The organism is Streptomyces sp. NPDC093984 (assembly GCF_044764595.1).
GTDB lineage: Bacteria > Actinomycetota > Actinomycetes > Streptomycetales > Streptomycetaceae > Streptomyces > Streptomyces cynarae.
Window position 1 is genome coordinate 833,790 of record NZ_JBIWIM010000003.1, and the last position, 25,085, is coordinate 858,874.

General features: G+C 71.9%; 22 protein-coding genes and 1 tRNA gene. 4 read left to right on the top strand and 19 right to left on the bottom strand.

Translation table 11 applies throughout. From position 1 onward, the window contains the following. Positions 1 to 19: 19 nt before the first annotated feature. From ACIRC0_RS15940 to ACIRC0_RS15970, 7 genes are all read right to left on the bottom strand, one after another. Positions 20 to 92: transfer RNA gene (locus ACIRC0_RS15940), tRNA-Ala, on the bottom strand. 118 nt (positions 93 to 210) lie between these two features. Continuing rightward, positions 211 to 879 carry a histidine phosphatase family protein gene (locus ACIRC0_RS15945; RefSeq protein WP_403616414.1) on the bottom strand — a complete coding sequence of 223 codons (669 nt, stop codon included), beginning with the start codon at positions 877 to 879 and terminating at the stop codon, positions 211 to 213. Beyond that, positions 876 to 1,334 carry a ribosome silencing factor gene (gene rsfS / locus ACIRC0_RS15950; protein ID WP_403616417.1) on the bottom strand — a complete coding sequence of 153 codons (459 nt, stop codon included), beginning with the start codon at positions 1,332 to 1,334 and terminating at the stop codon, positions 876 to 878. The genes ACIRC0_RS15945 and rsfS overlap by 4 nt, the downstream gene beginning before the upstream one ends. A 109-nt stretch (positions 1,335 to 1,443) precedes the next feature. Next, on the bottom strand, positions 1,444 to 3,213 hold the full coding sequence (locus tag ACIRC0_RS15955; protein ID WP_403616420.1) for a LytR C-terminal domain-containing protein: 1,770 nt from the start codon (positions 3,211 to 3,213) through the stop codon (positions 1,444 to 1,446). A gap of 16 nt (positions 3,214 to 3,229) precedes the next feature. Beyond that, complete coding sequence (gene nadD, locus ACIRC0_RS15960; protein ID WP_366024483.1) at positions 3,230 to 3,892, bottom strand: nicotinate-nucleotide adenylyltransferase; 663 nt, start codon at positions 3,890 to 3,892, stop codon at positions 3,230 to 3,232. An 82-nt stretch (positions 3,893 to 3,974) separates the two neighbouring features. Next, positions 3,975 to 4,130 (bottom strand): hypothetical protein, encoded by a 156-nt coding sequence (locus ACIRC0_RS15965; protein WP_403616423.1) that lies wholly within the window; start codon positions 4,128 to 4,130, stop codon positions 3,975 to 3,977. A 168-nt stretch (positions 4,131 to 4,298) separates the two neighbouring features. Next, on the bottom strand, positions 4,299 to 4,454 hold the full coding sequence (locus ACIRC0_RS15970) for a hypothetical protein (RefSeq protein ID WP_200417350.1): 156 nt from the start codon (positions 4,452 to 4,454) through the stop codon (positions 4,299 to 4,301). A 118-nt stretch (positions 4,455 to 4,572) separates the two neighbouring features. On the opposite strand from ACIRC0_RS15970, the gene ACIRC0_RS15975 reads away from it, so the two are divergent. Beyond that, positions 4,573 to 5,706, top strand: coding sequence for a M48 family metallopeptidase (locus ACIRC0_RS15975; protein WP_403616426.1), 1,134 nt, complete (start codon positions 4,573 to 4,575; stop codon positions 5,704 to 5,706). 64 nt (positions 5,707 to 5,770) lie between these two features. Here ACIRC0_RS15975 and ACIRC0_RS15980 read toward each other — a convergent pair whose 3' ends face one another. The 11 genes from ACIRC0_RS15980 to ACIRC0_RS16030 form a co-directional block, all read right to left on the bottom strand. Then, positions 5,771 to 6,838 (bottom strand): hypothetical protein, encoded by a 1,068-nt coding sequence (locus tag ACIRC0_RS15980; protein ID WP_403616429.1) that lies wholly within the window; start codon positions 6,836 to 6,838, stop codon positions 5,771 to 5,773. Between the two features lie 178 nt (positions 6,839 to 7,016). Then, positions 7,017 to 7,649, bottom strand: a complete 633-nt coding sequence (locus ACIRC0_RS15985) for a hypothetical protein (protein WP_403616432.1) — start codon at positions 7,647 to 7,649, stop codon at positions 7,017 to 7,019. A 94-nt stretch (positions 7,650 to 7,743) separates the two neighbouring features. After that, entirely contained in the window at positions 7,744 to 9,030 is a 1,287-nt protein-coding gene (locus ACIRC0_RS15990) for a glutamate-5-semialdehyde dehydrogenase (RefSeq protein WP_403616435.1), read from the bottom strand. Between the two features lie 61 nt (positions 9,031 to 9,091). After that, complete coding sequence (locus tag ACIRC0_RS15995; RefSeq protein ID WP_403616438.1) at positions 9,092 to 9,595, bottom strand: hypothetical protein; 504 nt, start codon at positions 9,593 to 9,595, stop codon at positions 9,092 to 9,094. A 189-nt stretch (positions 9,596 to 9,784) separates the two neighbouring features. Beyond that, positions 9,785 to 10,912, bottom strand: a complete 1,128-nt coding sequence (gene proB, locus ACIRC0_RS16000) for a glutamate 5-kinase (protein ID WP_403616440.1) — start codon at positions 10,910 to 10,912, stop codon at positions 9,785 to 9,787. Positions 10,913 to 11,341: 429 nt separating this feature from the next. After that, complete coding sequence (gene obgE / locus ACIRC0_RS16005) at positions 11,342 to 12,778, bottom strand: GTPase ObgE (protein WP_403616443.1); 1,437 nt, start codon at positions 12,776 to 12,778, stop codon at positions 11,342 to 11,344. Positions 12,779 to 12,916: 138 nt separating this feature from the next. Continuing rightward, positions 12,917 to 13,171 carry a 50S ribosomal protein L27 gene (rpmA, locus tag ACIRC0_RS16010; protein ID WP_030605064.1) on the bottom strand — a complete coding sequence of 85 codons (255 nt, stop codon included), beginning with the start codon at positions 13,169 to 13,171 and terminating at the stop codon, positions 12,917 to 12,919. A gap of 14 nt (positions 13,172 to 13,185) precedes the next feature. Continuing rightward, on the bottom strand, positions 13,186 to 13,506 hold the full coding sequence (rplU, locus tag ACIRC0_RS16015) for a 50S ribosomal protein L21 (protein ID WP_004001309.1): 321 nt from the start codon (positions 13,504 to 13,506) through the stop codon (positions 13,186 to 13,188). Between the two features lie 289 nt (positions 13,507 to 13,795). Next, positions 13,796 to 17,830 carry an Rne/Rng family ribonuclease gene (locus tag ACIRC0_RS16020; protein WP_403616446.1) on the bottom strand — a complete coding sequence of 1,345 codons (4,035 nt, stop codon included), beginning with the start codon at positions 17,828 to 17,830 and terminating at the stop codon, positions 13,796 to 13,798. Positions 17,831 to 18,094: 264 nt separating this feature from the next. After that, positions 18,095 to 18,871, bottom strand: a complete 777-nt coding sequence (locus ACIRC0_RS16025) for a TIGR03936 family radical SAM-associated protein (RefSeq protein WP_403616448.1) — start codon at positions 18,869 to 18,871, stop codon at positions 18,095 to 18,097. A gap of 183 nt (positions 18,872 to 19,054) precedes the next feature. Further along, on the bottom strand, positions 19,055 to 20,578 hold the full coding sequence (locus ACIRC0_RS16030; RefSeq protein ID WP_403616450.1) for an alpha/beta hydrolase: 1,524 nt from the start codon (positions 20,576 to 20,578) through the stop codon (positions 19,055 to 19,057). Positions 20,579 to 20,812: 234 nt separating this feature from the next. Between ACIRC0_RS16030 and ACIRC0_RS16035 the strand changes: the two genes are divergently transcribed. Then, positions 20,813 to 21,700: an alpha/beta fold hydrolase gene (locus ACIRC0_RS16035; RefSeq protein WP_403616453.1), complete on the top strand. Its 888-nt coding sequence runs from the start codon at positions 20,813 to 20,815 to the stop codon at positions 21,698 to 21,700. 100 nt (positions 21,701 to 21,800) lie between these two features. Then, positions 21,801 to 22,496: a DUF899 domain-containing protein gene (locus ACIRC0_RS16040; RefSeq protein ID WP_403616456.1), complete on the top strand. Its 696-nt coding sequence runs from the start codon at positions 21,801 to 21,803 to the stop codon at positions 22,494 to 22,496. Positions 22,497 to 22,499: 3 nt separating this feature from the next. Here ACIRC0_RS16040 and ACIRC0_RS16045 read toward each other — a convergent pair whose 3' ends face one another. Continuing rightward, positions 22,500 to 24,470 (bottom strand): TIGR03960 family B12-binding radical SAM protein, encoded by a 1,971-nt coding sequence (locus ACIRC0_RS16045; RefSeq protein WP_403616459.1) that lies wholly within the window; start codon positions 24,468 to 24,470, stop codon positions 22,500 to 22,502. A gap of 289 nt (positions 24,471 to 24,759) precedes the next feature. On the opposite strand from ACIRC0_RS16045, the gene ACIRC0_RS16050 reads away from it, so the two are divergent. Beyond that, positions 24,760 to 25,085, top strand: a 326-nt coding sequence (locus ACIRC0_RS16050; protein ID WP_403616531.1) for a hypothetical protein, incomplete at its 3' end; no start/stop codon positions are given.

Consider the following 25,085-nt stretch of genomic DNA (forward strand, 5'->3'; position numbering starts at 1 on the left):
TCAACAGAGTGCCGATCCGTGGAGCTAAGGAGAATTGAACTCCTGACCTCCTGCATGCCATGCAGGCGCTCTACCAACTGAGCTATAGCCCCTCGTGCCACGCAGCGGAGCCGCATGGTGTTTCGCCCCGCTCGGCGGGGCGAACAAGAAGAACTTTAGCCTGCGACCTGCCAGAAAGTGAAATCCGGGTCCGGACCGCCGCGAGGCCGCTCAGTCGTCGTCGCCGAGGACCGGTTCCGGCAGGGTGCCCGCGTTGTGTTCGAGGAGGCGCCAGCCGCGGGTGCCTTCGCCGAGGACGGACCAGCAGCAGTTGGAGAGACCACCGAGGCTCTCCCAGTGGTGGGCCTCCAGGCCGAGCAGGCGGCCGATGGTGGTGCGGATCGTGCCGCCGTGGCTGACCACCACGAGCGTGCCGTCCACGGGGAGCTTCTCGGCGTGGCGGAGCACCACGGGGGCGGCCCGGTCGGCGACCTCGGTCTCCAGCTCGCCACCGCCGCGGCGGACGGGCTCGCCGCGCTTCCATGCGGCGTACTCCTCGCCGTACCGGGCGATGATCTCCTCGTGGGTCAGCCCCTGCCAGGCGCCCGCGTACGTCTCGCGCAGGGCCTCGTCGTGGGTGACCTCCAGGTCGGTGAGCGTGGCCAGCTCGGCGGCGGTGGCGGCGGCGCGCCGGAGGTCGGAGGCGACGATGGCGTCCGGCTTCAGCGAGGCGAGCAGGCGCGCGGAGCGGCGGGCCTGGCCGATGCCGGTCTCGGTCAGTTCGACATCCGTGGAGCCCTGGAAGCGGCGCTCCACGTTCCAGGACGTCTGGCCGTGGCGCCACAGGATGATCCGGCGCCCCCGACCCTTCTTCCCCGTGTCGGTGCCCGCTGCCGTCACCGCAGCTCCCCGCCCAGCTCCGCGTCCAGCTCGGCGGCGTCCTGGGCGGCCTGCAGCCTGGCGTGCTCCTCGGCCTTGCCGCGGGTGGCCTTGGCGTCGGGCGGCAGGTCCAGCTCGGGGCAGTCCTTCCACAGCCGCTCCAGGGCGTAGAAGACGCGCTCCTCGCTGTGCTGGACGTGCACCACGATGTCGACGTAGTCCAAGAGCACCCAGCGGGCCTCGCGGTCGCCCTCGCGGCGTACCGGCTTGGCGCCGAGTTCCTTCAGCAGCCGCTCCTCGATCTCGTCGACGATCGACTTGACCTGGCGGTCGTTGGGGGCCGAGGCCAGAAGAAAGGCGTCCGTGATCGACAGCACATCGCTGACGTCGTAGGCGACGATGTCGTGCGCGAGCTTGTCGGCGGCCGCCTGAGCGGCGGTGTTGATGAGTTCCAGAGAGCGGTCCGTGGCGGTCACTACAAGGCTTTCCGTCGGCGGTCAGTGATACCTCAAGGGTCTCACGGACCGCCGACGGCACCCCATGTGATTAATGGAGCACGCCCCGGCGGCCGGGGTGTGGCCCACGTCACGAGGACGGCTTGAAGTCCTTGCCGAGCACGACCGAGACGTTCGCGTTCGAGACGCCCGTGCCCTTCTTGACGGCGCTGGTGGGCAGGCCGAGGGTCTTGGCGACCTCGATGGCGTTCTGCTTGTCGCCGTCGTCGGCGTAGGTCACCTGAGAGGTGGCCTGGGCTGGGCCGGTGCCGGCGTCGACGGAGGTGTAGCCGCCGTTGACGAGGACGACACGGGCCTGCTCGGCGGCGGCCTGGGAACCGGTGGCGTTCTTGATGCCGACCCGGACGGCGTCACCGGCCTGGGGGCTCTTCACGGTGCCACCGAGCAGCGTCTTGACCACGGTGTCGGTGGCCTTCTGCCCGATGGTGCCGTCGGACTGGACCGGCAGCAGTGCGGTCTTGTAGTCGCCGTCTTTGGCGTGGTCCGCGAGCTTGGCCAGGAAGGTGCCGAGGTCGTTGTCGGTCAGGGAGGGGTCGAGGATCTGGGCGAGCGTCTGCACGGTGGTCGTCGCGGCCTGCGGGTCGGAGGACATCTTGCGCAGCACCCCCTGCATCACCTGGCCGAACCGCTCGAGCTGGGCGTCCTGGGACTCTCCGGTGGCGCGGTAGGTGGCGTAGGCGACGGCCATCGTGCCGCTGAGGGTCTGGTCCTGCCCCTTGTGAACGAGGGGCGCGCCGCCCTTCTTCTTGGCGTCGGGGTCGGGGACGTCGGCGTTGGTGTCGACCTCGATGTTGCCGACGAGTTCGACGAGGTTCTCCAGGTAGGGGGTGTCGAGGCGCCAGGTGCCCTCGATCCTGGTGCCGAGGACCGAGTCGATGGCGTCGCTGGTGCCGGAGGAGCCGTCGTCGGCGACCGACTTGGCGAGGGTGGTCGTGCTGCCGTCGTCCGAGGTCAGAGCGAGGGAGTTGGGCAGCAGGACGGTGGCGCCCTGCTTGGTGGTGGTGTCGTCGACGAGCAGCGCGGTGGAGGTGCCGCCGCCTTTGGTGTTGTGCAGGTGGACGACGATCACGTCGCGGTTCTGGGCGGTCGCGGCCGTCGTCGTCGTGCCGGACTTGGCGCCGGAGGAGAGGCCGGGCAGCTTGCCCGCGTACCAGAGGTAGCCGACGCCGCCGACCGCCACCAGGGCGAGCACGACGGCCAGGGCGACGATCCGGCTGCGGGCGCGGCGACGGGCCTCCTCGCGGCGCTCGGTGCGGTTCTCGGTGAACTTCAGCCAGTCGATGACGTCCTCGGAGTCGCCGTCGGGCTCCTCGACGAAGGCGAACGGCTCGGTGCGGTAGTCGCGGTCGCCGTGCGGCTCCTCCTCGGAGGTCTCGCCGCCTGCGGGCGTGCCGTCGTCGGCGAAGCCGGTCCCGGGCGCGTGCCCCGGGGCGCTGTCGGCCGGGCCGGCCTGGTGCGGGATGTAGGCGGTCTGTTCGGTGACGCGTGGCTGCTGACCACTGGTCGCGGCCCGGCCGTAGGGGTCGTGGCCGGCGGCGGTCGTGGTGCCGTACGGGGCGTAGGGGTCGTAAGGCGCGGCGGGGTGCTGCCGGCCGGTGTCATGGGAGGGCACGGGCTGCTGCCGGCCGGTGTCGTAGGGCCCCACGGACTGCTGGGTGCCGGTCGCGTACGGGTCGTAGCCGTATCCCTGGTGCTGCTGGTCGGGCTGTGTGCCGTACGGGTCGTAACCCTGCGGGGTCCGCTGTGCGGGCACCTGTCGGTACACAGGCTGCCCGAACTCGTCGTAGCCGACGAGCTCGTACTGGTCGCCGCCCGCGTACCCGTCGTATCGGTCGTTCACCGGTGCCCCTCTCGGCTCACTCGCCGCGGTACAGCTGCCGTTTGTCGATGTAGCGCACCACGCCGTCCGGCACCAGGTACCAGACGGGTTCGCCCTTGGCGACTCTCGCACGGCAGTCTGTGGACGAGATGGCGAGCGCGGGAACCTCGACGAGCGAGACGCCGCCCTCGGGCAGACCCGGGTCGGCGAGGGTGTGACCGGGGCGGGTGACGCCGATGAAGTGGGCCAGGGAGAACAACTCGTCCGTGTAGCGCCAGGTGAGGATCTGGCTGAGCGCGTCGGCGCCGGTGATGAAGAAGAGGTCGGTGTCGGGGTTGAGCGCCTTCAGATCACGGAGGGTGTCCGTGGTGTAGGTGGGACCGCCGCGGTCGATGTCGATGCGGCTCACCGAGAACTGGGGGTTCTCGGCGGTCGCGATGACCGTCATCAGATAGCGGTCCTCGGCGGGGCTGACCTTGCGGTCGGTCTTCTGCCACGGCTGGCCGGTGGGCACGAACACCACCTCGTCGAGGTGGAACTGGGCGGCGACCTCGCTGGCCGCGACCAGGTGGCCGTGGTGGATCGGATCGAACGTTCCGCCCATGACGCCGAGGCGGCGCTTGCCCGGGTTCGACGGCCCGCTGCCGGGGCCGGGTCCCGTGCCCTTCGCCGGACCGGTGGGTGTGTGCTGCTCTCCCATGCGTGCAGACCCTACCGGCCCGGCAGCCGGGCACCGGCCGACAGGCCCCCGCGAACGGCCGGGACGGGCTCTTGGCCTCGGCTCAGCGGTCGCGGTTGAAGCGGGTGGTGATCCACAGCAGCAGGAGGAGGATGACGAGGGCGCCCCCGCCCGTCATGAAGGGGCTGATGCTCGCGTGGCGCTCACCTTCGCCCTCGGCGAGGGTGACCAACTGGGCAGCGGTGCTGTGGAAGCTCATCTTCGGCAGTACCTATCCGGTGTGGGCGGGATAAAGACGTCGGCTCATCGTATGCGGGCGCGTTCCCGGGCATCACGGCGACTCCGCCGTTGGACGCCGACCTCGGGCTTCGGGCAGGCCCGGACCGGCGGTTCCGGCCCGCCGGGCGCCCCCGCGCGGCGGGCCGGGTCAGTCCTTGCGCTTGTAGCCCCGCAGCAGGAACCAGCCGGTCAGGACGCAGCCGAGGACCATCACGATCAGGACGACTCGGAGCAGGTTGCCCGGGCCCTGTCGGCTGGCGGCCGTCGCTGCCTCGGTGAGCCAGGCGGCGCTGATGTGCTCCATGAGATCGCTCCTTACGGTGTGCTGCCCTGTCACGGTATCTCCGCCTAGGCTGGACACCGCTTCGGGGGCGCATCACGCGGGTCGCGCACAGTGAGCCATCAGACACATGGGGGAACGCATGTCCGACGACGGTCAGGGTCAGAACGGTCACGAGCAGGTGCCGAGCAGGCAGCGCAAGCGCTTTCCGGGGATCTCCTCGCGCGCGTACGAACACCCGGCGGACCGTTCGGCCCTGGTGGCCCTGCGGAAGCTGAGCGGCTTCGACACGGTCTTCAAGGCCCTCAGCGGTCTGCTGCCCGAGCGCAGCCTCAGGCTGCTGTTCCTCTCCGACTCGGTGCGGGTCTCGGACGCGCAGTTCCCCCACCTGAACGACATGCTGCGGGACGCCTGCTACATCCTGGACCTGGAGAAGGTCCCGCCGATGTACGTCACGCAGGACCCGCAGCCGAACGCGATGTGCATCGGCCTCGACGAGCCGATCATCGTCCTGACGACCGGGCTCGTGGAGCTGCTGGACGAGGAGGAGATGCGGGCGGTCGTCGGTCACGAGGTCGGGCACGCGCTCTCGGGCCACTCCGTCTACCGGACCATCCTGCTGTTCCTGACCAACCTCGCGCTCCGGGTCGCCTGGATCCCGCTGGGCAACCTCGCGATCATGGCGATCGTGACCGCGCTGCGGGAGTGGTTCCGCAAGTCGGAGCTGTCGGCCGACCGGGCCGGTCTGCTGGTCGGGCAGGATCTGCAGGCCTCGATGCGCGGGCTGATGAAGATGGCGGGTGGCAACCATCTGCACGAGATGAACGTGGACGCGTTCCTGGAGCAGGCCGAGGAGTACGAGGCCGGGGGCGATCTGCGCGACTCCGTGCTCAAGATCCTGAACGTGCTGCCGCGTACGCACCCCTTCACCACGGTCCGCGCGGCCGAGCTGAAGAAGTGGGCCGCCTCCCGCGACCACCAGCGGATCATGGACGGTCACTACGTGCGGCGCAGCGAGGACGGGGACACCTCGGTGTCGGACTCCTTCCGGCAGTCGGCGGCGAGCTACGCGAACGAGGTCAGGCAGTCCAAGGACCCGCTGATGAAGCTGGTCAACGACCTCGCGGGCGGCGCGGGCGACCTCGGCGACCGGGTGCGGCGCGGCTTCGCGGGCTTCTCGGGAAGCGCCCCCAAGGACGCGCCGCGCGAGCCGGACGACAGCCACCCGGGCGACGACCGCCACCCGGGCGACGAGACCCCCTACGGCAAGGACTGACGGGCTCCGCAACCCGGCGGGCCGGGTGCGGGGGTGACGGAACCTGTGGGCGGTCGGGCGGTCCCTACACCTTCGGTTCCGCGCTCGTGGACAGCGTGCCGCACAGGGCCGTCGCGCTGCCCGTCGCGAAGGGGTCGGTGCCGGCCGGGCCGCCCGCCTTGGCGGTCTGGCCGGCGAGCAGCGGCCGGAGGTGGTTCGCGGTGTCCTCGGCGCAGGTGAGCGGTCCGGCCTGGACGTAGGCGGCGACCAGTTCCGCCTGGTTCAGGTGCAGGTCGTCACGGTCGAAGCGGAAGGTCAGCTGGCGGCGCACGGTGAACAGCGACGCCTTCGCCTTGGCGTCGGAACCGGCCGGCTTCAGCGCGTACACCACGGTGTGGTCGGCGCTGACCTCCAGCGTGTCGGAGTCGGCCTCCGTGGCCTGGAGCGTGCCCTGGACGCGGATGTCCTGGTCGGCCAGCCGGGCCCGGGAGGGGTCGAAGCGGACCAGCCAGCCGGTGGCCGCGTGCCGCCCGTCCGAGGCGGGGTGGGAGAAGCTCTGGTCGAACTGGTCGAGCTGCTGCGGATCGAGCAGCAGGCGCACCGGGCGCACGGCGCCACCGGTGAGGACGGCCGGGTCGAGCGAGGAGGCGACCAGGTAGTTCTTCGCGTTGCTCAGGGCGGCGTAGACCTGGCTCTCGGAGAAGTGCGCGGTACGCCGGGCGGCGGGGAAGGTGATGCCCTGGGCGCCGACGCGGAACTGCGCGGCGGGGCTGTGCGCGTACAGCGCCTCGGGGTCCGTGGCGCCGGGTACGGCGGACTGCGGGGCCAGCGGTATCACCGTCATGCGCAGCGGTTCGACGGTCTGGGCCCTGGGCGCCTGGTAGGGATGGCGCACGCCCATGTAGATGGCGGTGGCGAAGGCGACGGCTATGAGCAGGACGAGGATCAGCGCCTGTCTGGGCAGCGCGCGGTGCAGGAGCGGGCGCCGGCGCACGGCGGGGGCGTGGTCGGCCATCCGCTCCTGGGCGGAGTACTCCTGGAGGCGGGCAGCCCGGACGAACGACTCGTCGAACACGACGGATCGGTACTCGTCCTCGCCACCACTGGGAGCACCCTCGGGCAGCCCCTCAGGTGGGTCTCCAGGCCCGCCCATATCTTCAGAGTAGGTCTCCGGGAGCCCGGGTAAACGCCCTGGTACACGACAAGTTCTGACAGGTCCTCACCAGGTTTTCGAACGAGTTTCCAACCCTGGGTCGGGGTCGTTCGGCCCATCGCCCGTGAGCTTGTGGAACGCCCGGCTCGGGGGTCAGGGGGTCGGCGGCGTGCGGAGGTCAGGGGGTCCGCGGCACCGCTGAGAACGCCGGGGGCGAGTAGTCCGCGGAGGCCGAGGGGCCGATACCCGTGCCGGCTTCCTGGCCCTGCTCCAGACCGGTCGAGGCGGGCGTGGGGACCTGTTCCTGACGACCGGAGGACCCGCCCCGGTACACCGCGGTGAAGGCCAGGGCGACCATGCCGATGCCCATCACGAGGGCGAGCATCCAGGCGACCGGGCGGTGCCAGCGGGCGCCCTTGCCGTACGCCCTGCCGAAGGGGCCCGTGGTGCCGTAGCGGCCGTCGAGGACGTCCACGTCGTCCAGGTCGTCGGGGTCCAGGCCGTGGCCGAAGCCATCGGGACCGAATCCGTCGTCGTAGCGCTCCTCGTCGCCCCGTGCGGCCCTGCCGCGCGCCCGGCGCGCCTCCGCCTCCTGGGCGTCGGCGCGGGCCTGGGCCGCGGCGAGGAGTCTTTCCACGGCCGTCGGCTCGTGGACCACGGCGGCCCGTATCCAGGCCTCGTCGAAGACCGCGGAGGCGAACTCTTCGTCCATCGCTCCGCGGTCGCGGTCGTCGTCGGGCTCCGGGCCGTCAGCGAACGGCGTGCCCCCCACGTCCTCCGGCACGGATCCAGAGTAGACCTGGGGGGTCAATTTGGGCAGACGGTATGGAAATTCATCCGCCTGGCGAGACGGGTTCACAGGTGGGTGCCGGGAACCGTCACCGCCCTGAGGAACGAGCGCTCGCTCAGCGCCGTACGTGCCCGTCGCCGGTGACGATGTACTTGGTGCTGGTCAGCTCCGGCAGGCCCATCGGACCCCTGGCGTGCAGCTTCTGGGTGGAGATCCCGATCTCCGCGCCGAAGCCGAACTGGCCGCCGTCCGTGAAGCGCGTCGAGGCGTTCACGGCGACCGTCGTCGAATCGACCAGTTGGGTGAATCGGCGGGCGGCCTGCTGCGAGGTGGTGACGATCGCCTCGGTGTGGCCGGAGCTCCACAGCCGGATGTGCGACACGGCCTTGTCGAGGGAGTCCACGACCGCGGCGGCGATGTCGTACGACAGGTACTCGGTGTCCCAGTCGTCGGCCGTCGCCTCCACCACCGTGGCCCGGGAGCCCTTGGCGTACGCCATCACGCGCTCGTCGGCGTGCACGGTGACCCCCGCGTCCGCGAGGGCCTCCAGGGCGCGCGGCAGGAACTCGGGGGCGATGTCCTGGTGGACCAGCAGCGTCTCGGCCGCGTTGCAGACACTCGGTCGCTGCGCCTTGGAGTTGATCAGGATGTCGATCGCCATGTCGATGTCGGCCTGGGCGTCGACGTAGACATGGCAGTTGCCGGTGCCGGTCTCGATCACCGGGACGGTGGACTCCTCGACGACCGTGCGGATCAGGGAGGCGCCGCCGCGCGGGATGAGCACGTCGACCAGGCCGCGGGCGCGCATCAGCTCGCGCACCGACTCGCGGCTCTCCCCGGGCACGAGCTGGACGGCGTCGGCGGGCAGGCCGGCCCCGCCCACGGCGTCGCGCAGCACCCGTACGAGCGCGGTGTTCGACTCGTAGGCGGAGGACGAGCCGCGCAGCAGGACCGCGTTGCCGGACTTCAGGCACAGGGCGGCGGCGTCGACGGTCACGTTCGGCCGGGCCTCGTAGATGATCCCGACGACGCCGAGCGGGACGCGGACCTGGCGCAGGTCGATGCCGTTGGGCAGCGTGGAGCCGCGGACGACCTCGCCGACCGGGTCCGGCAGGGCGGCGACGTCCCGGACGTCGGAGGCGATGGCCCGGACCCGCTCGGGGGTCAGCGTGAGCCGGTCGATGATCGCCTCGCTGGTGCCGGCCTCGCGGGCCTTGGCGATGTCCCTCGCGTTGGCCTGGACGATCTCACTCGTGCGGACCTCCAGCGCGTCCGCCATGGCGAGCAGCGCGTCGTCCTTCTCGGACCGCGGCAGCGGCGCGAGGTCTGCGGCGGCGGCCCGGGCACGGTAGGCGGCCTGGGCCACCGGGGACATGGAGTCGTACGGCGAGAGCGTGGTCATGAGGGAAGCGTAGTGCGCCGGACATCCCCGTTCAGGGCTCGTCCCACACACCGAGACGCGCTCAAAACGGGTGAACTCCGACCGGTGTGGCCGGTGGCGGCCCGTATCCCTCGGTGACCCGCTGGTGGTAGGTGTCGCGGTCGACGACCTCCAGGCCGACGATCTCCCAGGGCGGCAGCCCCGCGCTCTGCCGGTGCTCGCCCCACAGGCGAAGCGCGACCGCGGCGGCGTCGTGCAGGTCCCGGGCCTCCTCCCAGTAGCGGATCTCGGCGTGGTCGCACGCGTAGCGGCTGGTCAGCAGGAAGGGGTGGTCGTTGGCCAGCTGTTCGAGGGAGCGCCGCACCTCCTTCAGCGGGGCCTCCTCACCCGAGACGCTGAGCGTGACGTGCCACAGCCGGGGCGTCTCGCCGGGCTCCTGGTGAGCGTCGGCGGGCTCCTGGTACGCCTCCCCGGCCGGGACGCTGGTCAGCGCGCGCTGCTCGTCGGCCCTGCGCGGGCCGCCGCCCCGGGAGGCACCGGAGGTGCCACCACCGCGGGACGCCGCCCCCGGGCGCACTCGTCTCACGACGGCCTCCTTACGCGGTGCTCGTGCGGAATGGGTGTCAGGGACCCGGTCGGCCGACCGGTCCCCGAGACCCAGTGGAGCAGGCCGCGCGGGCCCGTGGGGCGGTTTTGCGGAACGTCCCTCACCGGACGGGCCCGCGGGGCGGGACTTTCGGCCTGTCGCGGATGCGTGGAACGCGTGCTTACCGCCTCACGCGTGCAGGACGACCAGGTCGTCCCGGTGGATGACCTCGCGTTCGTAGGCCGGGCCCAGCTCGCGCGCCAGTTCCCTGGTCGAGCGGCCGATCAGCCGGGGGATCTCCTTGGCGTCGAAGTTGACGAGCCCGCGCGCGACCGCCCGCCCCTCGCTGTCACGCAGTTCGACGGGGTCGCCCGCGCTGAAGTCGCCCTCGACCGCGGCGATGCCGGCGGGCAGCAGCGACTTGCGGCGTTCGACGACCGCGCGCACGGCCCCGTCGTCGAGGGTGAGGGCGCCCTGCGGCGCGGAGGCGTGCTGCAGCCACAGCAGCCGGTCGGCGGAGCGCTTGCCGGTGGGGTGGAAGTACGTGCCGGTGTCACGGCCCGCGAGGGCGTCGGCGGCGTGCACGGCGGAGGTGAGCACCACGGGGATGCCGGCCGCCGCCGCGATCCGGGCCGCCTCGACCTTGGTGACCATGCCGCCGGTGCCGACGCCGGCCTTGCCCGCGCTGCCGATCTCCACGTGCGCCAGGTCCTCCGGGCCCCGCACCTCCGCTATCCGCGAGGTACCGGGCTTGCTGGGATCCCCGTCGTAGACGCCGTCCACGTCCGACAGCAGGACCAGCAGGTCGGCGTGGACGAGGTGGGCGACGAGCGCGGCGAGGCGGTCGTTGTCGCCGAAGCGGATCTCGTCGGTGGCGACGGTGTCGTTCTCGTTGACGACCGGCAGGGCGCCCATCGCGAGAAGCTTGTCGAGGGTGCGGGAGGCGTTGCGGTGGTGGGCGCGACGGCTGGTGTCGTCGCCGGTCAGCAGGATCTGGCCGACGCGGATGCCGTAGCGGGCGAAGGAGGCCGTGTAGCGGGCGACCAGGAGGCCCTGGCCGACGCTGGCGGCGGCCTGCTGGCGGGCGAGGTCGCGGGGGCGGCGGCGCAGGCCGAGAGGCGCGAGGCCGGCGGCGATGGCACCGGAGGAGACGAGGACGACCTCCTTCTCCCCTCCGCTGCGGTGTTTGGCGAGCACGTCGACGAGGGCGTCGACGCGGTCGGCGTCGAGCCCGCCCGCGGCCGTGGTCAATGAGGAGGAGCCCACCTTGACGACGATCCTGTGGGCCTCTTCCACGGCCTGCCTTGCGCCTGCCACCTGGTGTTCTTCCCCTCGCGCGCGATATACGCTCCCGTCCGGCAATCTACGCGAAGACGCACGGGCGCCGCGCACCGGTCCAGGAAGCGGACGGTGACCGGAGCGCTCCGGCCCGGTCACCGAACGGTCACACCAGCCGCACCCCCGGCAGGCCCGCCTCGACCCGCAGCCGGGCGAACGCGCGGGAGGAGGCCTTCGGGCGCGTCACGGTCCGCGGGACGCGGACCTGGGCGTCGATGCCGTCGCGGCGGATGTCGAAGAGGTGGTGGCCGCGGTGGGCGTCGATCAGCTTCCAGCGCGGATCGTCCGTCTTGCGCGGGTCCCACTCGCGGTGGAAGGGCGCGGGCGGCGGCGGTGGTAGGGCCGTACCAGAAGAAGGCCAGGCCAGGCCCGAGGGCAGCCGGGGCCGACCCCCGGCTGCCGCGGCTGTCAGAACGGCTCGAAGTCGTCGAACTCCTGCTGCGCCTCGTCGCGTTCGGCCTGCCGTTCCTTGCGCCGCTGCGCGGCAGGCCGCACCCCCTCGAACCGGTGGTCCTCGCCACGCCGTCCGAGCATCTCGGCGCCGGCCATCAGCGACGGCTCCCAGTCGAAGACGACCGCGTTGTCCTCGGGTCCGATGGCGACGCCGTCCCCGGCCTTCGCGCCCGCCTTCATCAGCTCTTGCTCGACGCCGAGGCGGTTCAGCCGGTCGGCGAGGTAGCCCACGGCCTCGTCGTTGTTGAAGTCGGTCTGGCGCACCCAGCGCTCCGGCTTCTCGCCGCGCACGCGGAAGAGCCGGTCGGCCTCGCGCGTGACGGTGAAGCCCGCGTCGTCGACGGCCTGCGGCCGGATGACGATCCGGGTCGCCTCTTCCTTCGGCTTGGCGGCACGCGCCTTCGCGACCAGCTCGGCCACGGCGTACGACAGCTCCTTCAGCCCGGTGTGCGCCACCGCGGACACCTCGAAGACGCGGTAGCCGCGGGCCTGCAGCTCGGGCCGCACCATCTCGGCGAGGTCCTTGCCGTCGGGCACGTCGATCTTGTTGAGGACGACGATGCGCGGACGGTTGCCGAGGCCGCCGTACTGCTTCAGCTCCTCCTCGATGACGTCGAGGTCGGAGACGGGGTCGCGGTCGGACTCCAGCGTGGCCGTGTCCAGTACGTGCACGAGTACGCTGCACCGCTCGACGTGCCGCAGGAACTCCAGGCCCAGCCCCTTGCCCTGGCTGGCGCCCGGGATGAGCCCGGGGACGTCGGCGATGGTGTAGACGGTCGAGCCCGCGGTGACCACGCCCAGGTTCGGGACGAGGGTGGTGAACGGGTAGTCGGCGATCTTCGGCTTGGCGGCGGACAGCACGGAGATGAGCGAGGACTTGCCCGCGCTCGGGTAGCCGACGAGGGCCACATCCGCGACGGTCTTCAGCTCCAGCACGATGTCCTGCGCATCGCCGGGCTCGCCGAGCAGCGCGAAACCGGGCGCCTTGCGGCGGGCGGAGGCCAGCGCCGCGTTGCCGAGGCCGCCGCGGCCGCCCTGGGCGGCGATGTACGAGGTGCCGTGGCCGACCAGGTCGGCCAGTACGTTGCCCGCCTTGTCGAGCACGACCGTGCCGTCCGGGACCGGCAGGACGAGGTCCTGGCCGTCCTTGCCGGAGCGGAAGCCGCCCTCGCCGGGCTTGCCGTTGGTGGCCTTGCGGTGCGGGGAGTGGTGGTAGTCCAGCAGCGTGGTGACCGACTGGTCGACGGTGAGGATGACGTCGCCGCCGCGTCCGCCGTTGCCCCCGTCGGGGCCGCCGAGCGGCTTGAACTTCTCACGGTGGACGGAGGCACAGCCGTGGCCTCCGTTACCCGCGGCGACGTGCAGTTCGACGCGGTCCACGAAGGTGGTCATGGTTCAGTGCCTCCAGAAAACGTACGGGGTGTGTGCTGTCCGACAGCTGTCCAACAAGCGAAAGGCGGACCCGCCTTCCCGCCCGGGAAGTGAGGTCCGCCTCGCTAAACGTTCGGTCGAAGCCGTGAATCAGGAGATTCAGGCGACCGGAACGATGTTCACGACCTTGCGGCCGCGGTGGGTGCCGAACTCCACCGCACCGGCCTGCAGCGCGAACAGCGTGTCGTCGCCGCCACGGCCGACGCCGGCGCCCGGGTGGAAGTGGGTGCCGCGCTGACGGACCAGGATCTCACCCGCGGAGACGACCTGACCGCCGAAGCGCTTCACGCCGAGCCGCTGGGCGTTGGAGTCGCGACCGTTCCGGGTGGACGATGCGCCCTTCTTGTGTGCCATCTGTTCTCAGTCCCTTACTTCGCAGCCGTGGGGATCTCGGTGACCTTGATCGCCGTGTACTGCTGGCGGTGGCCCTGGCGACGGCGGTAACCGGTCTTGTTCTTGTAGCGCAGAATGTCGATCTTCTGGCCCTTGTGGTGGTCCACGACCTCAGCCTGGACCTTGATGCCGGCCAGCACCCACGGGTCGCTGGTCACGGAGTCGCCGTCGACCACGAGCAGGGTCGAGAGCTCGACCGTGTCGCCGACCTTGGCGGTGGAAATCTTGTCAACCTCGACGATGTCGCCGACAGCAACCTTGTGCTGGCGACCACCGCTGCGCACGATCGCGTACACGCGGAACTCACTCTCTCGCTCGGGAACGGCACCCCCGCAGGCCAGCCGCCCTGCGAAACACGCGAGCGACCTCTCCCGGCCGGCCCTTGCGGCCCGCGTCCGGGAGGAAGAAGGTTTACGGGGATGTGGCGCATCAGTGGACACGCCGACGGTCAAGGTTACGGGGCCGGGTCGGGAAGGGTCAAACCGGGTCCTGTCCGCCACTCCCCCACACGACGCCACACGACGGCGGCCCGCCCGGAGATATCCGGGCGGGCCGCCGTCGTGACGGTTCCGTCGCGTCGGAGGGTCAGTCCTCCGTGGTGACCGAGACGGTCGGCTGCGCCGGCTGCTCGGCCGCCGCCGTCTTCTTGGCCGCCGCCTTCTTGGCGGTCGTCTTCTTCGCGGCGGTCTTCTTCGCGGCCGTCTTCTTGGCCGCCGTCTTCTTGGTGGCGGCCTTCTTCGCCGTGGCCTTCTTGGCGGTCTTGCGGGCCGCCTTCTTGGCGGGCGCCGCCGCCTCGGGCTCGGCCTCCGCCGGGGCCTCAGCCTGCTCCGCCGGGGCCTCCGCCGCCGACGGGACCACCACGACCGCCGTCTCCTCCGACGACGTCGGCGCCGTGGCCTTGCGGACGGCACGGCGGCGCGGACGGGCCGGGGCGCTCTCCACGGGCGCCTCGGCCGGCTCGGCCACGGGCTCGGCCGGGACCGGGGCCTGGGCTTCCGGCTCCTCGGCGGGCTGCGGCGCGACCTCCGGGACCGTCACCACGGCCTCGGCGGGCGAACCGGCCGGCGCCGACGCCTTGCGGGTCGCCCGACGGCGCGTACGGCCCTTGGGCGCGGCCTCCTCCTCGACGGGCGCGGGCGCCTCGACGACCGGGTCCTCGGCCGCCACCGGCTCCGCCTCCGCCTCGGACCGCGACTTCGGTGCGCGCTCGTCGGTACGGGACTTCGGCGCCCGCTCCTCGGTCCGCGGGGCGCCCGCCGGAGCCGACGCCCGCCGGCTCACCCGGCGCCGCGAACGGCCCCGGGACGCGGCGGCCTCGGCCTCGGCGACGCTGCTGTACAGCTCCTCGTCCGGCGCGACCGAGTCCATCAGCGACTCCGTCACGGCCGACTCCGACAGCGCCGCCGGAACCGCGACCTCGGGCTCCTCGGCGACCATGGCCTCGACGGCCTCCTCGACCTCGGCCGCCACCGCCTCGTGCGTCTCGGGCTCGGCCTCGGCGCCGCCCCGGCCGCGCTTCCTGCGCTTGCCGCCGCCGGCCGCCGGCGCCTGGTCCATGTGCACGATCACGCCACGGCCGTTGCAGTGCACGCAGGTCTCGGAGAACGACTCCAGCAGGCCCTGGCCGACCCGCTTACGGGTCATCTGGACGAGGCCCAGCGAGGTCACCTCGGCGACCTGGTGCTTCGTACGGTCCCGGCCCAGGCACTCCAGCAGGCGCCGCAGCACCAGGTCCCGGTTGGACTCCAGCACCATGTCGATGAAGTCGATCACGATGATGCCGCCGAGGTCGCGCAGCCGCAGCTGGCGGACGATCTCCTCGGCCGCCTCCAGGTTGTTCCTGGTGACGGTCTCCTCGAGGTTGCCGCCCTGACCGGTGAACTTGCCGGTGTTGACGTCGATGACGACCATCGCCTCGGTCCGGTCGATCACCAGCGAACCGCCGCTCGGCAGCCACACCTTGCGGTCCAGCGCCTTGGCGAGCTGCTCGTCGATCCGGTACGTGGCGAAGACGTCGACCTCGCTGGTCCACCTCTGCAGACGCGGCGCGAGGTCCGGCGCTACGTGCGAGACGTATCCGTGGATCGTCTCCCAGGCGTCGTCACCGCTGACGATGACCTTGGAGAAGTCCTCGTTGAAGATGTCGCGCACGACCCGGACGGTCATGTCCGGCTCGCCGTACAGCAGCGTCGGCGCGTTGCCGTTCTTCGACTTCTTCTGGATGTCCTCCCACTGCGCCTGCAGCCGCTCGACGTCCCGGCGCAGCTCGTCCTCGCTCGCGCCCTCGGCGGCGGTGCGCACGATGACGCCCGCGTCCTCGGGGACGATCTTCTTGAGAATGGTCTTCAGCCGGGCCCGCTCGGTGTCGGGCAGCTTGCGGCTGATGCCGGTCATCGAGCCCTCGGGCACGTACACGAGGTAACGGCCCGGCAGGGAGACCTGGCTGGTCAGGCGGGCGCCCTTGTGGCCGATCGGGTCCTTGGTCACCTGGACGAGGACCGACTGCCCGGACTTGAGGGCGGACTCGATGCGGCGCGGGCCGCCCGCCATGCCCAGCGCCTCGAAGTTGACCTCACCGGCGTAGAGCACCGCGTTGCGGCCCTTGCCGATGTCGATGAAGGCGGCCTCCATCGACGGCAGCACGTTCTGGACCTTGCCCAGGTAGACGTTGCCGACGTACGAGGTCGACTGCTCCTTGTTGACGTAGTGCTCGACGAGCACACCGTCCTCGAGGACGCCGATCTGCGTGCGCTCGCCGTTCTGCCGGACGACCATCACACGCTCGACCGCCTCGCGGCGGGCCAGGAACTCGGCCTCGGTGATGATCGGGACGCGGCGGCGGCCCTGCTCACGGCCCTCCCGGCGGCGCTGCTTCTTCGCCTCCAGACGGGTCGAGCCCTTGATGGACTGCACCTCGTCGGACGGCTCGGCGGCCTTGCGCGGCTCGCGGACCTTGACGACCGTGCGCTCCGGATCGTCGGGCGTCGGCTCGTTGTCGACGAGCACGTCACCGGCCCGGCGGCGGCGCCTGCGACGGCGACGGCTGGTGCTGCTGGAGGACGTCGTGTCCTCGGCGTGCTCCTGGGCCTCCTCGTCGTCCTCCTCCACCTGCTCGGCGGTGTCCTCGGCGTCCTGCGCGGCCTGCTCGGCGGCGAGTTCCTCGGTCTCGTCACCCTCCGCGGACTCGCCCTCGGCCTCGGCGGACTCGCCACGGCGACGACGGCGGCCACCACGGCGGCGGCGCCGGCGCGAACCGGTCTCCTCCGCATCCTCGCCCTCGACGGACTCCTCCGCCTCCTCGGGCTCCTCCACCTCGTCGGTGGTCTCGGGCGCCACAGCCACGGGCTCCTCGTCACCGCCCCGGCGACGACGGCGGCGCCGCGCACCAGCGGTCTCCTCCTCGGCGACCTCCTCCTGCTCCGCCGCCTCGGCGGCAGCGGCAGCGGCGGCCCGCTCCGGGGTCTGGAACATCGGCTCGGTGAACACCGGCGCCTGGAACACGGCCACGGCGGGTCGCGCGGGCCGCTGCGCGGCCTCGGACGCCTCATCGGCGGCGGAGGCGGGCTGTGCGGGCTCGGAGAAACCGCCGGCGGCCCTGCGGACGACGCGACGGCGACGACGCGGGGCGGCCTCCTCGGCGACCGGCTCGGCTTCGGCAGCGGCGGGGGCGGGCGCGGAGGCGGGGGCGTGGGCGCCTTCCTCGACGGCCTCGGCCTTCTCGCTCACGCCGGCCGTCCCGACGGCCTCGGCCTGCGGGGCCTCGTCGGCGGCACCCTCGGGGGCGGCCGAAGCGGACACCCGACGGGTGGCACGGCGACGGGTACGGCGGGGAGCGGGCTCTTCGGCGGCGGGGGCCTGGGGCTCCTCGGCGGGGGCCTGCTCGGCCGCCTTCGTCTCGGCCTCGGCGGCAGCCTCCTGCTCCGCGGCCTCGGCGGGGGCGGGCGCTTCGGAGGGCGCCGAGACGCGGCGCGTGGCTCGGCGACGCGGACCGGCCGGAGCGGGCGCCTCCGCGGCGACCGGTTCCGCGAGCTCAGGCGCCTCCTCGGTGGTCTCGCCACCGGCGCCACCGGCGGGCACGACGACCTCGGCGGTCTCGGCCGCCGCGGGCGACCCGGCGGGCGCCGACGCACGACGCGCGGCACGGCGACGGGGGCGAGCCGGAGCGGGCGCCTCCTCGGCGACCGGCTCCTCCTCGGCCGCGGGGACGGCGGGCGACTCGGCGGTGTCACCACCGGCGGGCACGACGACCTCCACGGCCTCCGCGGTCGCGGGCGACCCGGCGGGCGCCGACGCACGACGCGTGGCACGACGACGCGCACGAGCCGGAGCGGGCGCCTCCGCGGAGGCGGGCTCGGCTTCGGCGGCACCGGAAACGGCGGCCTCGGCCACCGCCCCGGTCTCCTCGGTCTCTTCTGTCCCAGCGGTCGGGGGCTCCGCCTCCGCCGGTATGGCCGGCCCGGCCCCGTTCGGGGGGTCGGGCACCGTGACCTCGCCGGTCACGGCGTCGGCGCTCGGCGGGCCCGCCGGGCGCGATGCGACGCGGCGCCGACGGCGCGGCGGCAGGGTGTCGCTGGGGGTGTTGTTCTCGGAACCCTCAGTGGGTTCGGTCGGTTCGAGCATGCGGGCGTTTCTCCCGTCAGGCTCCCGGGCGCCGCGCCTGGTCCGGCATGGATCGCCGTTGACGTCCGCGGCTCGCGCTGTGCGCGGTGCCGCCGTCCGGGGCGCGGGCGCCGCACGGGAGCTCTCTGTGTCCTGTCTCGCCGGTTCCGTACTCCTTGTTGTGCACGGCCTGGCGAAAGTCTTCTGGTCGGTGCGCTGCCCGACCCAGGTGGCTCCCGAGTACGAGGGCGGCGCTACGACGTACGTCCCTGCGCGGGACCTTCCTTACGCCGGCGCCGTCGCGGCGGCAGTGGCGGCGGCCGGATGCGGCTCGGTCGCTGCTGCCTCGCGGTCGGGCGCGAGCGGGTCGGTCACCGTGCCGGTCTCTTCATCGAACAGCCCCTGCGCCAGCCTGGTCACCGCTGCGGGGACCGGCGGCGCCAGGTCGGCCACGGCGCGGAGACCGGACAGGACGTCGTCGGGTCGTACGGCAGGCGTCACGTGCCGAACAACCAGCCGCAGTATCGCACAGGGCTGGTCGCTCGGCCTATCAGCCGGCGAACTGTGCGCTTCGACGCGCTCCAGGCTCGCGACGGCGGGACGGGCGTCGAAGGTGCGCATGCCGTTCTTGGTCAGGCGCTGGACCTCGACACTCTCGGCCGCGTTGAAGGCCGCGACGGCACGCTCTGCGTCCGCCGGGTCCATACCGTCCAGCCGCAGCTCCCACACGGAGGCCGTCAGCCGGTCGGCGAGCCCCGACGTGCGGGCCTCGACCGCCTCCAGGACGTCGAGCCCGGCGGGCAACGACTCGTCGAGGAGGACACGCAGCCGCTCCGGATCGCGCGCCTCGCTGAGCGCGATCTCCAGGTACTCCGCCTCACTGCCCGTGCCGGTGGGTGCGGCATTGGCGTACGACACCTTCGGATGCGGCGTGAACCCCGCCGAGTACGCCATCGGCACCTCGGCACGGCGCAACGCACGCTCGAAGGCGCGCTGGAAGTCACGGTGGCTGGTGAACCGGAGGCGGCCGCGCTTGGTGTAGCGCAGTCGAATGCGCTGCACCGCGGGTGCGGGCGGCGGGCCTTCGGGCTGTCGCTTGCCCAGTGTCGTTCAGTCCTTCGTGAGAGCGGTGGTACTCCTACCTAGATTACGTGCCGGGCGGCCCAAACGTTCCCGCCGGGCCCCCCATCTCCGGGTGCCCGGCGGTGCCGGTTCGCGAAACCCCTCCGCGGGAGACCTCAAAGATCACACGTACGAGCCACGGCGTGACGGCCCCTTCGGGCAGTGGATGTCCCGGTCGGGCCGCTCTCCGGTCGCCAGGAAGCGGGAGACGGTGCGGTCGCCGCACGCGTTCCCGTTGGCCAGGTAGGAGCCGTGGCCGGTGGAGTCGACGGTCACCATGACGGCACGCGCCCCGAACGCCTCGCGGAGCTTGCGCGCGCCGCTCAGCGGGGTGGCGACGTCGTGTGCGTTCTGCACGAGCAGGATGCCGGACGGCCCACTCGACGTGATCCGGACCGGCGCCTGCTCCGGCGGGTACGGCCAGGCGGCGCAGACCATCGCGTTCCGGGGCATGCCGGCGGTCAGCGGGTGTTTCCGGCGGCTCTCGGCGACACCGCCGCTGTACGCGGCCGCCGACCTGGGCCAGGCCACGTCGTTGCAGATGGTCGCGGCGCTGACCGCGGTGACGTTCTGCAGCACCGCATCGGGCTGTGCCGCGGGCGCGGGCGGCACGGTGCCGTTCCGGGCGGCCAGCATCAGCTTCGCCAGGGCGGGGAAACGGCTGGGCGTGTAGAAACTGTCGAGCATCGCCTGGCGCAGCACGTTGCCGTTCAGCTCCTCGGGGTTGGCGCCCGGCCAGGGGATCGGTGCCCGGTCGAGGCGTGCGGCCAGGCGCAGGAACAGCGGTCGCACCTCTGCCGCCGTCGCGGCCACCCGGTCAGGGTTGCCGGGCGCCGAGGCCCACCGGGCGAACTCGGGGAAGGTGTCCTCGACGCCGGTCTCGTACGCGGCGACCCAGGCACGGGAGACCCTGACGGGGTCGGGGTCGTCGTTGCTGTCGAGCACGACACGGTCGGTGCGCTGCGGGAACAACTGGCTGTAGACGGCACCGACGTACGTACCGTACGAGACACCCCACGCGGAGAGCCTGCCCTCGCCGAGCGCGGCGCGGATGCGGTCGATGTCGCGGGCCTCGTCGACCGTGCTGATGTGCCGGATCAGCTCACCGCCGTTGCGCGCGCAGGCGTCCGCCACCCGCCGCGCAGTGGTCATGTTCCCGGTGACCGACCCGTCCGCCGCGGGCCAGGGCCGCAGCTTCGACAGGGCGAGGTCGCCGTGTTCGAGACCACAGCTGACGGAGGTGGAGGGCGCGAGACCGCGCGGCGCGAAACCGATCAGGTCGTAGGAGTCCCGCACCTCCTGCGGCAGCTTCTGCCCCTTGCCCGACGGGTCGTTGAGGCTGGAGCCTCCGGGGCCGCCGGGGATCAGCAGCAGCGCGCCGCGGCGGGCGGACGGCTTCTCGCCGGGGATGCGGGAGACCACGACGTCGATCTTCCGGCCGTCGGGGTCGGCGTAGTCCATCGGCACCTCGACGGACGCACACTGCTGGCGGGGATGGAGCCCGCTGCCCTCGCACCTGGTCCAGTTCAGGGAGGGGGCCTCGGCGGACGCGGACGCGGTCGGGGAGACGGTCAGCGGGGCGGCGAGACAGAGGACGGCGGCGGATACGGCGGTCCAGACGGCTCTTGTGCTGCTGGTCTGCTTCATGCCGATGAGCCTCGCGGATCACGACCGCCCGTCCCATCCGGCCAACGTGCCTGTTCCTACGGGGGTTTGCCCCCGCAGGCGCCCTCTGGGCCGCCCTGCCACCGCGCGGAGGACATCTCGCTCGACGGACAGCCCGAGACGCCGGTTTCACCCGATTGCACCGGATGAGCGGGCTCGACAGCACCGATGCGTGAACGCTGATGTGCGTACACCCCGGAGGAAAGCGAGAAGGGCATGACCACATCCGCGATCCACGGCATACGCCGCCGCACACACCGCTCCCGCATCGCGGTGGCGGGATGCGCCGTCGCCGCCCTGTGCGCGGTCACAGGGGTCCCGGCCGCCGCGGACAGCGGCGCAAGCGGCGCGAAGCCCACCATCGTCCTGGTGCACGGCGCCTTCGCCGACGGCTCCAGCTGGAACGGGGTGATCGAACGGCTCGAGCGCCGCGGCTACACGGTCATGGCCCCAGCCAACCCACTGCGCGGGCTTTACAGCGACTCCGCCTACATCGCCTCCGTGCTCAAGAGCATCAAGGGCCCCGTAGTGCTGGCCGGCCACTCCTACGGCGGAGCGGTGATCAGCACGGCCGCAGCCGGCAACCCCCAGGTGAAGTCCCTCGTCTACATCTCGGCACTGATGCCCGACGTGGGCGAAAGCGGCATGTCGCTGTCCGCCCGCTTCCCCAGCGCCCTCGGCACCGCCACCACATCCGTGCCCTACCGGGCGGGCGACGTCAGCGGGACCGACCTGTACCTCAAGCGGGACAAGGTGCACCCGGTCTTCGCCGCCTGCCTGCCGGCGAGCGAGGCGAATCTGCTGGCGGTCACCCAGCGGCCCGCGGCCGGCACCGCGTTCTCGGAGAAGGCCCAGGTCGCGGCGTGGAAGGACATCCCGTCCTGGGCCCTGGTGGGCCGGCAGGACATGACCATCAGTCCGGATCAGGAACGCTTCGAGGCCAAGCGCGCCCGGTCCCACACCGTGGAGATCGACACCTGCCACGTGTCCCTGATCGCCCGCCCCGACGCCGTCGCCGACCTGATCCTCCAGGCCGCCACCGCTCCCGCTACCGGGGCCACGCGCCCGGCGCTCGCGCGACGCGCAGGCCCTGCCGGGCGGTGAGCCGGCCGAGACGGTTCGGCCGGCGACCGATGAGTTCCGGAGCCCGGTGCGGTCTACCTCTGGACAAGCGAAAGCCGCGCACGAGCTCTGTGAGGGGACCATGACCAGCCACGCACTACCGCCCGTCGTCGACGCCGCAACCTGGGAGCGCCAACTCGAGGCACTGCGTGCCCGGGAGAAGGCCGCGACGCGGGAACTCGACGCCATCGCCGCCGAGCGTCGCCGCCTGCCGATGGTCGAGATGCCCGACTACACCCTCGAGGGCGAGGACGGCCCCGTTCGGCTGGTGGACGTCTTCGAAGGCAGGAGGCAACTGATCGTCTACAACCACATGTGGTTCGCCGGGAAGGAATGGCAGTGCCCGGGCTGCACGGGGTTCACCTCGCAGTACACCCGCCTGGAGTTCCTGGACAACTACGACGCGCGATTCGTCATCGTCACCCAGGGCCCGATCAAAGAGGCACTCGCCTACAAGCAGCGGGTCGGCAACCGGATGACCTGGTACTCGACTGCCAACAGCTCGTTCGGCGCCGACGTCGGCGCACCGCCCGGCGGAGGATTCGCGGTCAACGTGTTCCTGCGCGACGGCGACACCGTCTACCGCACCTGGCACACCAACGGCCGGGGTACCGAGCAGCTCAGTCACACCTTCGCGCTGATCGACGTCCTGCCGTACGGACGGCAGGAGGAATGGCAGGACTCGCCCGAGGGCTGGCCTCAGTCGCCCACCTACAGCCGGTGGGCGACCTCCGAGGACATCGCCGCGCTCTACGGCCCGGGCTCTGGCGGCGCCTGACCTTCAGTGCGCGTGACCGCTCGACGCGGGCGCCGGCGCAGCGTTCTTGACCGTCAGGGGAAGCAGCTTCTTGCCCGTCGGGCCGATCTGGATGTGCGTGTCCATCTGCGGACACACCCCGCAGTCGAAGCAAGGCGTCCACCGGCAGTCCTCGACCTCCGTCTCGTCGAGGGCGTCCTGCCAGTCCTCCCAGAGCCAGTCCTTGTCGAGGCCCGAGTCGAGGTGGTCCCAGGGGAGGACCTCCTCGTAGGTGCGCTCGCGGGTGGTGTACCAGTCGACGTCCACGCCGTAGGGGGCCAGCGCCTTCTCCGCGCACGCCATCCAGCGGTCGTAGGAGAAGTGCTCGCGCCAGCCGTCGAAGCGGCCGCCGTCGTCGTACACCGCGCGGATCACCGCGCCGATCCGGCGGTCGCCGCGCGACAGCAGGCCCTCGACGATGCCGGGCTTGCCGTCGTGGTAGCGGAAGCCGATCGAGCGGCCGTACTTCTTGTCGCCGCGGATCTTGTCCCTCAGCTTCTCCAGGCGCGTGTCCGTCTCCTCGGCGGAGAGCTGGGGCGCCCACTGGAAGGGGGTGTGGGGCTTGGGGACGAACCCGCCGATCGAGACCGTGCAGCGGATGTCGTTGGAGCCGGAGACCTCGCGGCCCTTCTGGATCACGCGCGTCGCCATGTCGGCGATCTGGAGGACGTCCTCGTCGGTCTCCGTCGGCAGGCCGCACATGAAGTACAGCTTCACCTGGCGCCAGCCGTTGCCGTAGGCGGTGGCGACCGTGCGGATGAGGTCTTCCTCCGAGACCATCTTGTTGATGACCTTGCGGATGCGTTCCGAGCCGCCCTCCGGGGCGAAGGTCAGGCCCGAGCGGCGGCCGTTGCGGGTGAGCTCGTTCGCCAGGTCGATGTTGAAGGCGTCCACGCGGGTGGAGGGGAGCGAGAGGCCGATCTTGTCGTCCTCGTAGCGGTCCGCCAGGCCCTTGGCGATGTCCCCGATCTCCGAGTGGTCCGCCGAGGACAGGGAGAGGAGGCCCACCTCTTCGAAGCCCGTGGCCTTCAGGCCCTTGTCGACCATCTCACCGATGCCCGTGATGGAGCGCTCGCGGACCGGGCGGGTGATCATGCCCGCCTGGCAGAAGCGGCAGCCTCGGGTGCAGCCCCGGAAGATCTCGACCGACATGCGCTCGTGGACCGTCTCCGCCAGGGGGACGAGCGGCTGCTTGGGGTAGGGCCACTCGTCGAGGTCCATGACCGTGTGCTTCGACACGCGCCACGGGACGCCGGAGCGGTTGGGGACCACGCGGGCGATACGGCCGTCGGGGAGGTACTCGACGTCGTAGAACGCCGGGACGTACACCCCGCCGGTCTTCGCCAGGCGGAAGAGGAGTTCCTCGCGGCCGCCGGGGCGGCCCTCCGCCTTCCAGGTGCGGACGATCTTGCTGACTTCCAGGACCGCCTGCTCGCCGTCGCCGATCACCGCGCAGTCGATGAAGTCCGCGATCGGCTCGGGGTTGAAGGCCGCGTGGCCGCCCGCCATGACGATCGGGTCGTCGATGGTCCGGTCCTTGGACTCCAGCGGGATGCCGGCGAGGTCCAGCGCCGTCAGCATGTTCGTGTAGCCCAGCTCCGTGGAGAAGCTGATGCCGAACACGTCGAAGGCCTTCACCGGGCGGTGGCTGTCCACGGTGAACTGCGGGACGCCGTGCTCCCGCATCAGAGCCTCCAGGTCCGGCCACACGCTGTAGGTGCGCTCGGCGAGGACGCCCTGCTGCTCGTTCAGGACCTCGTAGAGGATCATGACGCCCTGGTTGGGCAGCCCGACCTCGTAGGCGTCGGGGTACATGAGTGCCCAGCGGACGTCGCACTCGTCCCACGGCTTGACGGTGGAGTTCAGCTCGCCGCCCACGTACTGGATCGGCTTCTGCACGTGCGGCAGCAGGGCTTCGAGCTGCGGGAACACCGATACAGCGGCTTCGGCAGACATCTCGCGACTTTCGTGAGCTGGACGGAACTGTCAGGGGTGACCATCTAGCCTAACGCGGCCGGGACACCTCCTCTGACGCCCGCAGGACAGGCCGCAGGACAGGCCGCAGGCGCCCGTCGGCCCGTCCCGCCTCAGCACCGAGCCCCCGGACAGGCCTCCATCCGCTCAGAGGTCGTTCTCTTACCGAACCTCATGTGCGGTTTCCACTGATCAGGCGTGAGATGACGGCTGGCACGGAAGTCTCGGTCCGTTGCTGACCGACATCTCGTGGGGGTGGCGGATGCCGTCGATGCGGGCGGTGTTGGAAGCGCGGCAGAAAGCCGCGGCGGTGCGGGTGGAGGACCTCGAAGCCGAGCTGGAGCGAGTGCGTGCGGCCCTGGCTGAGGCGGAAGAGGTGCTCAGGCGCCGGGTGATCGGGCTGGAGCAGTATCTGGAGGCACTGGCAGAGGAGGGTGCGCCCGCCGTGGCCGTCGTGTCGCCCAGGAAGCCGGTGGGCCCGCGCCGGGCGGTGCCTCACCGCCAGGACGCGGCCGGGCCCGAGGTGCTGTCGGTGGACTACCAGGCGTTGATGGCCGCTGCCCTGGAGGCGGGAGCCGATGGGCTGGGTGCCCGGCG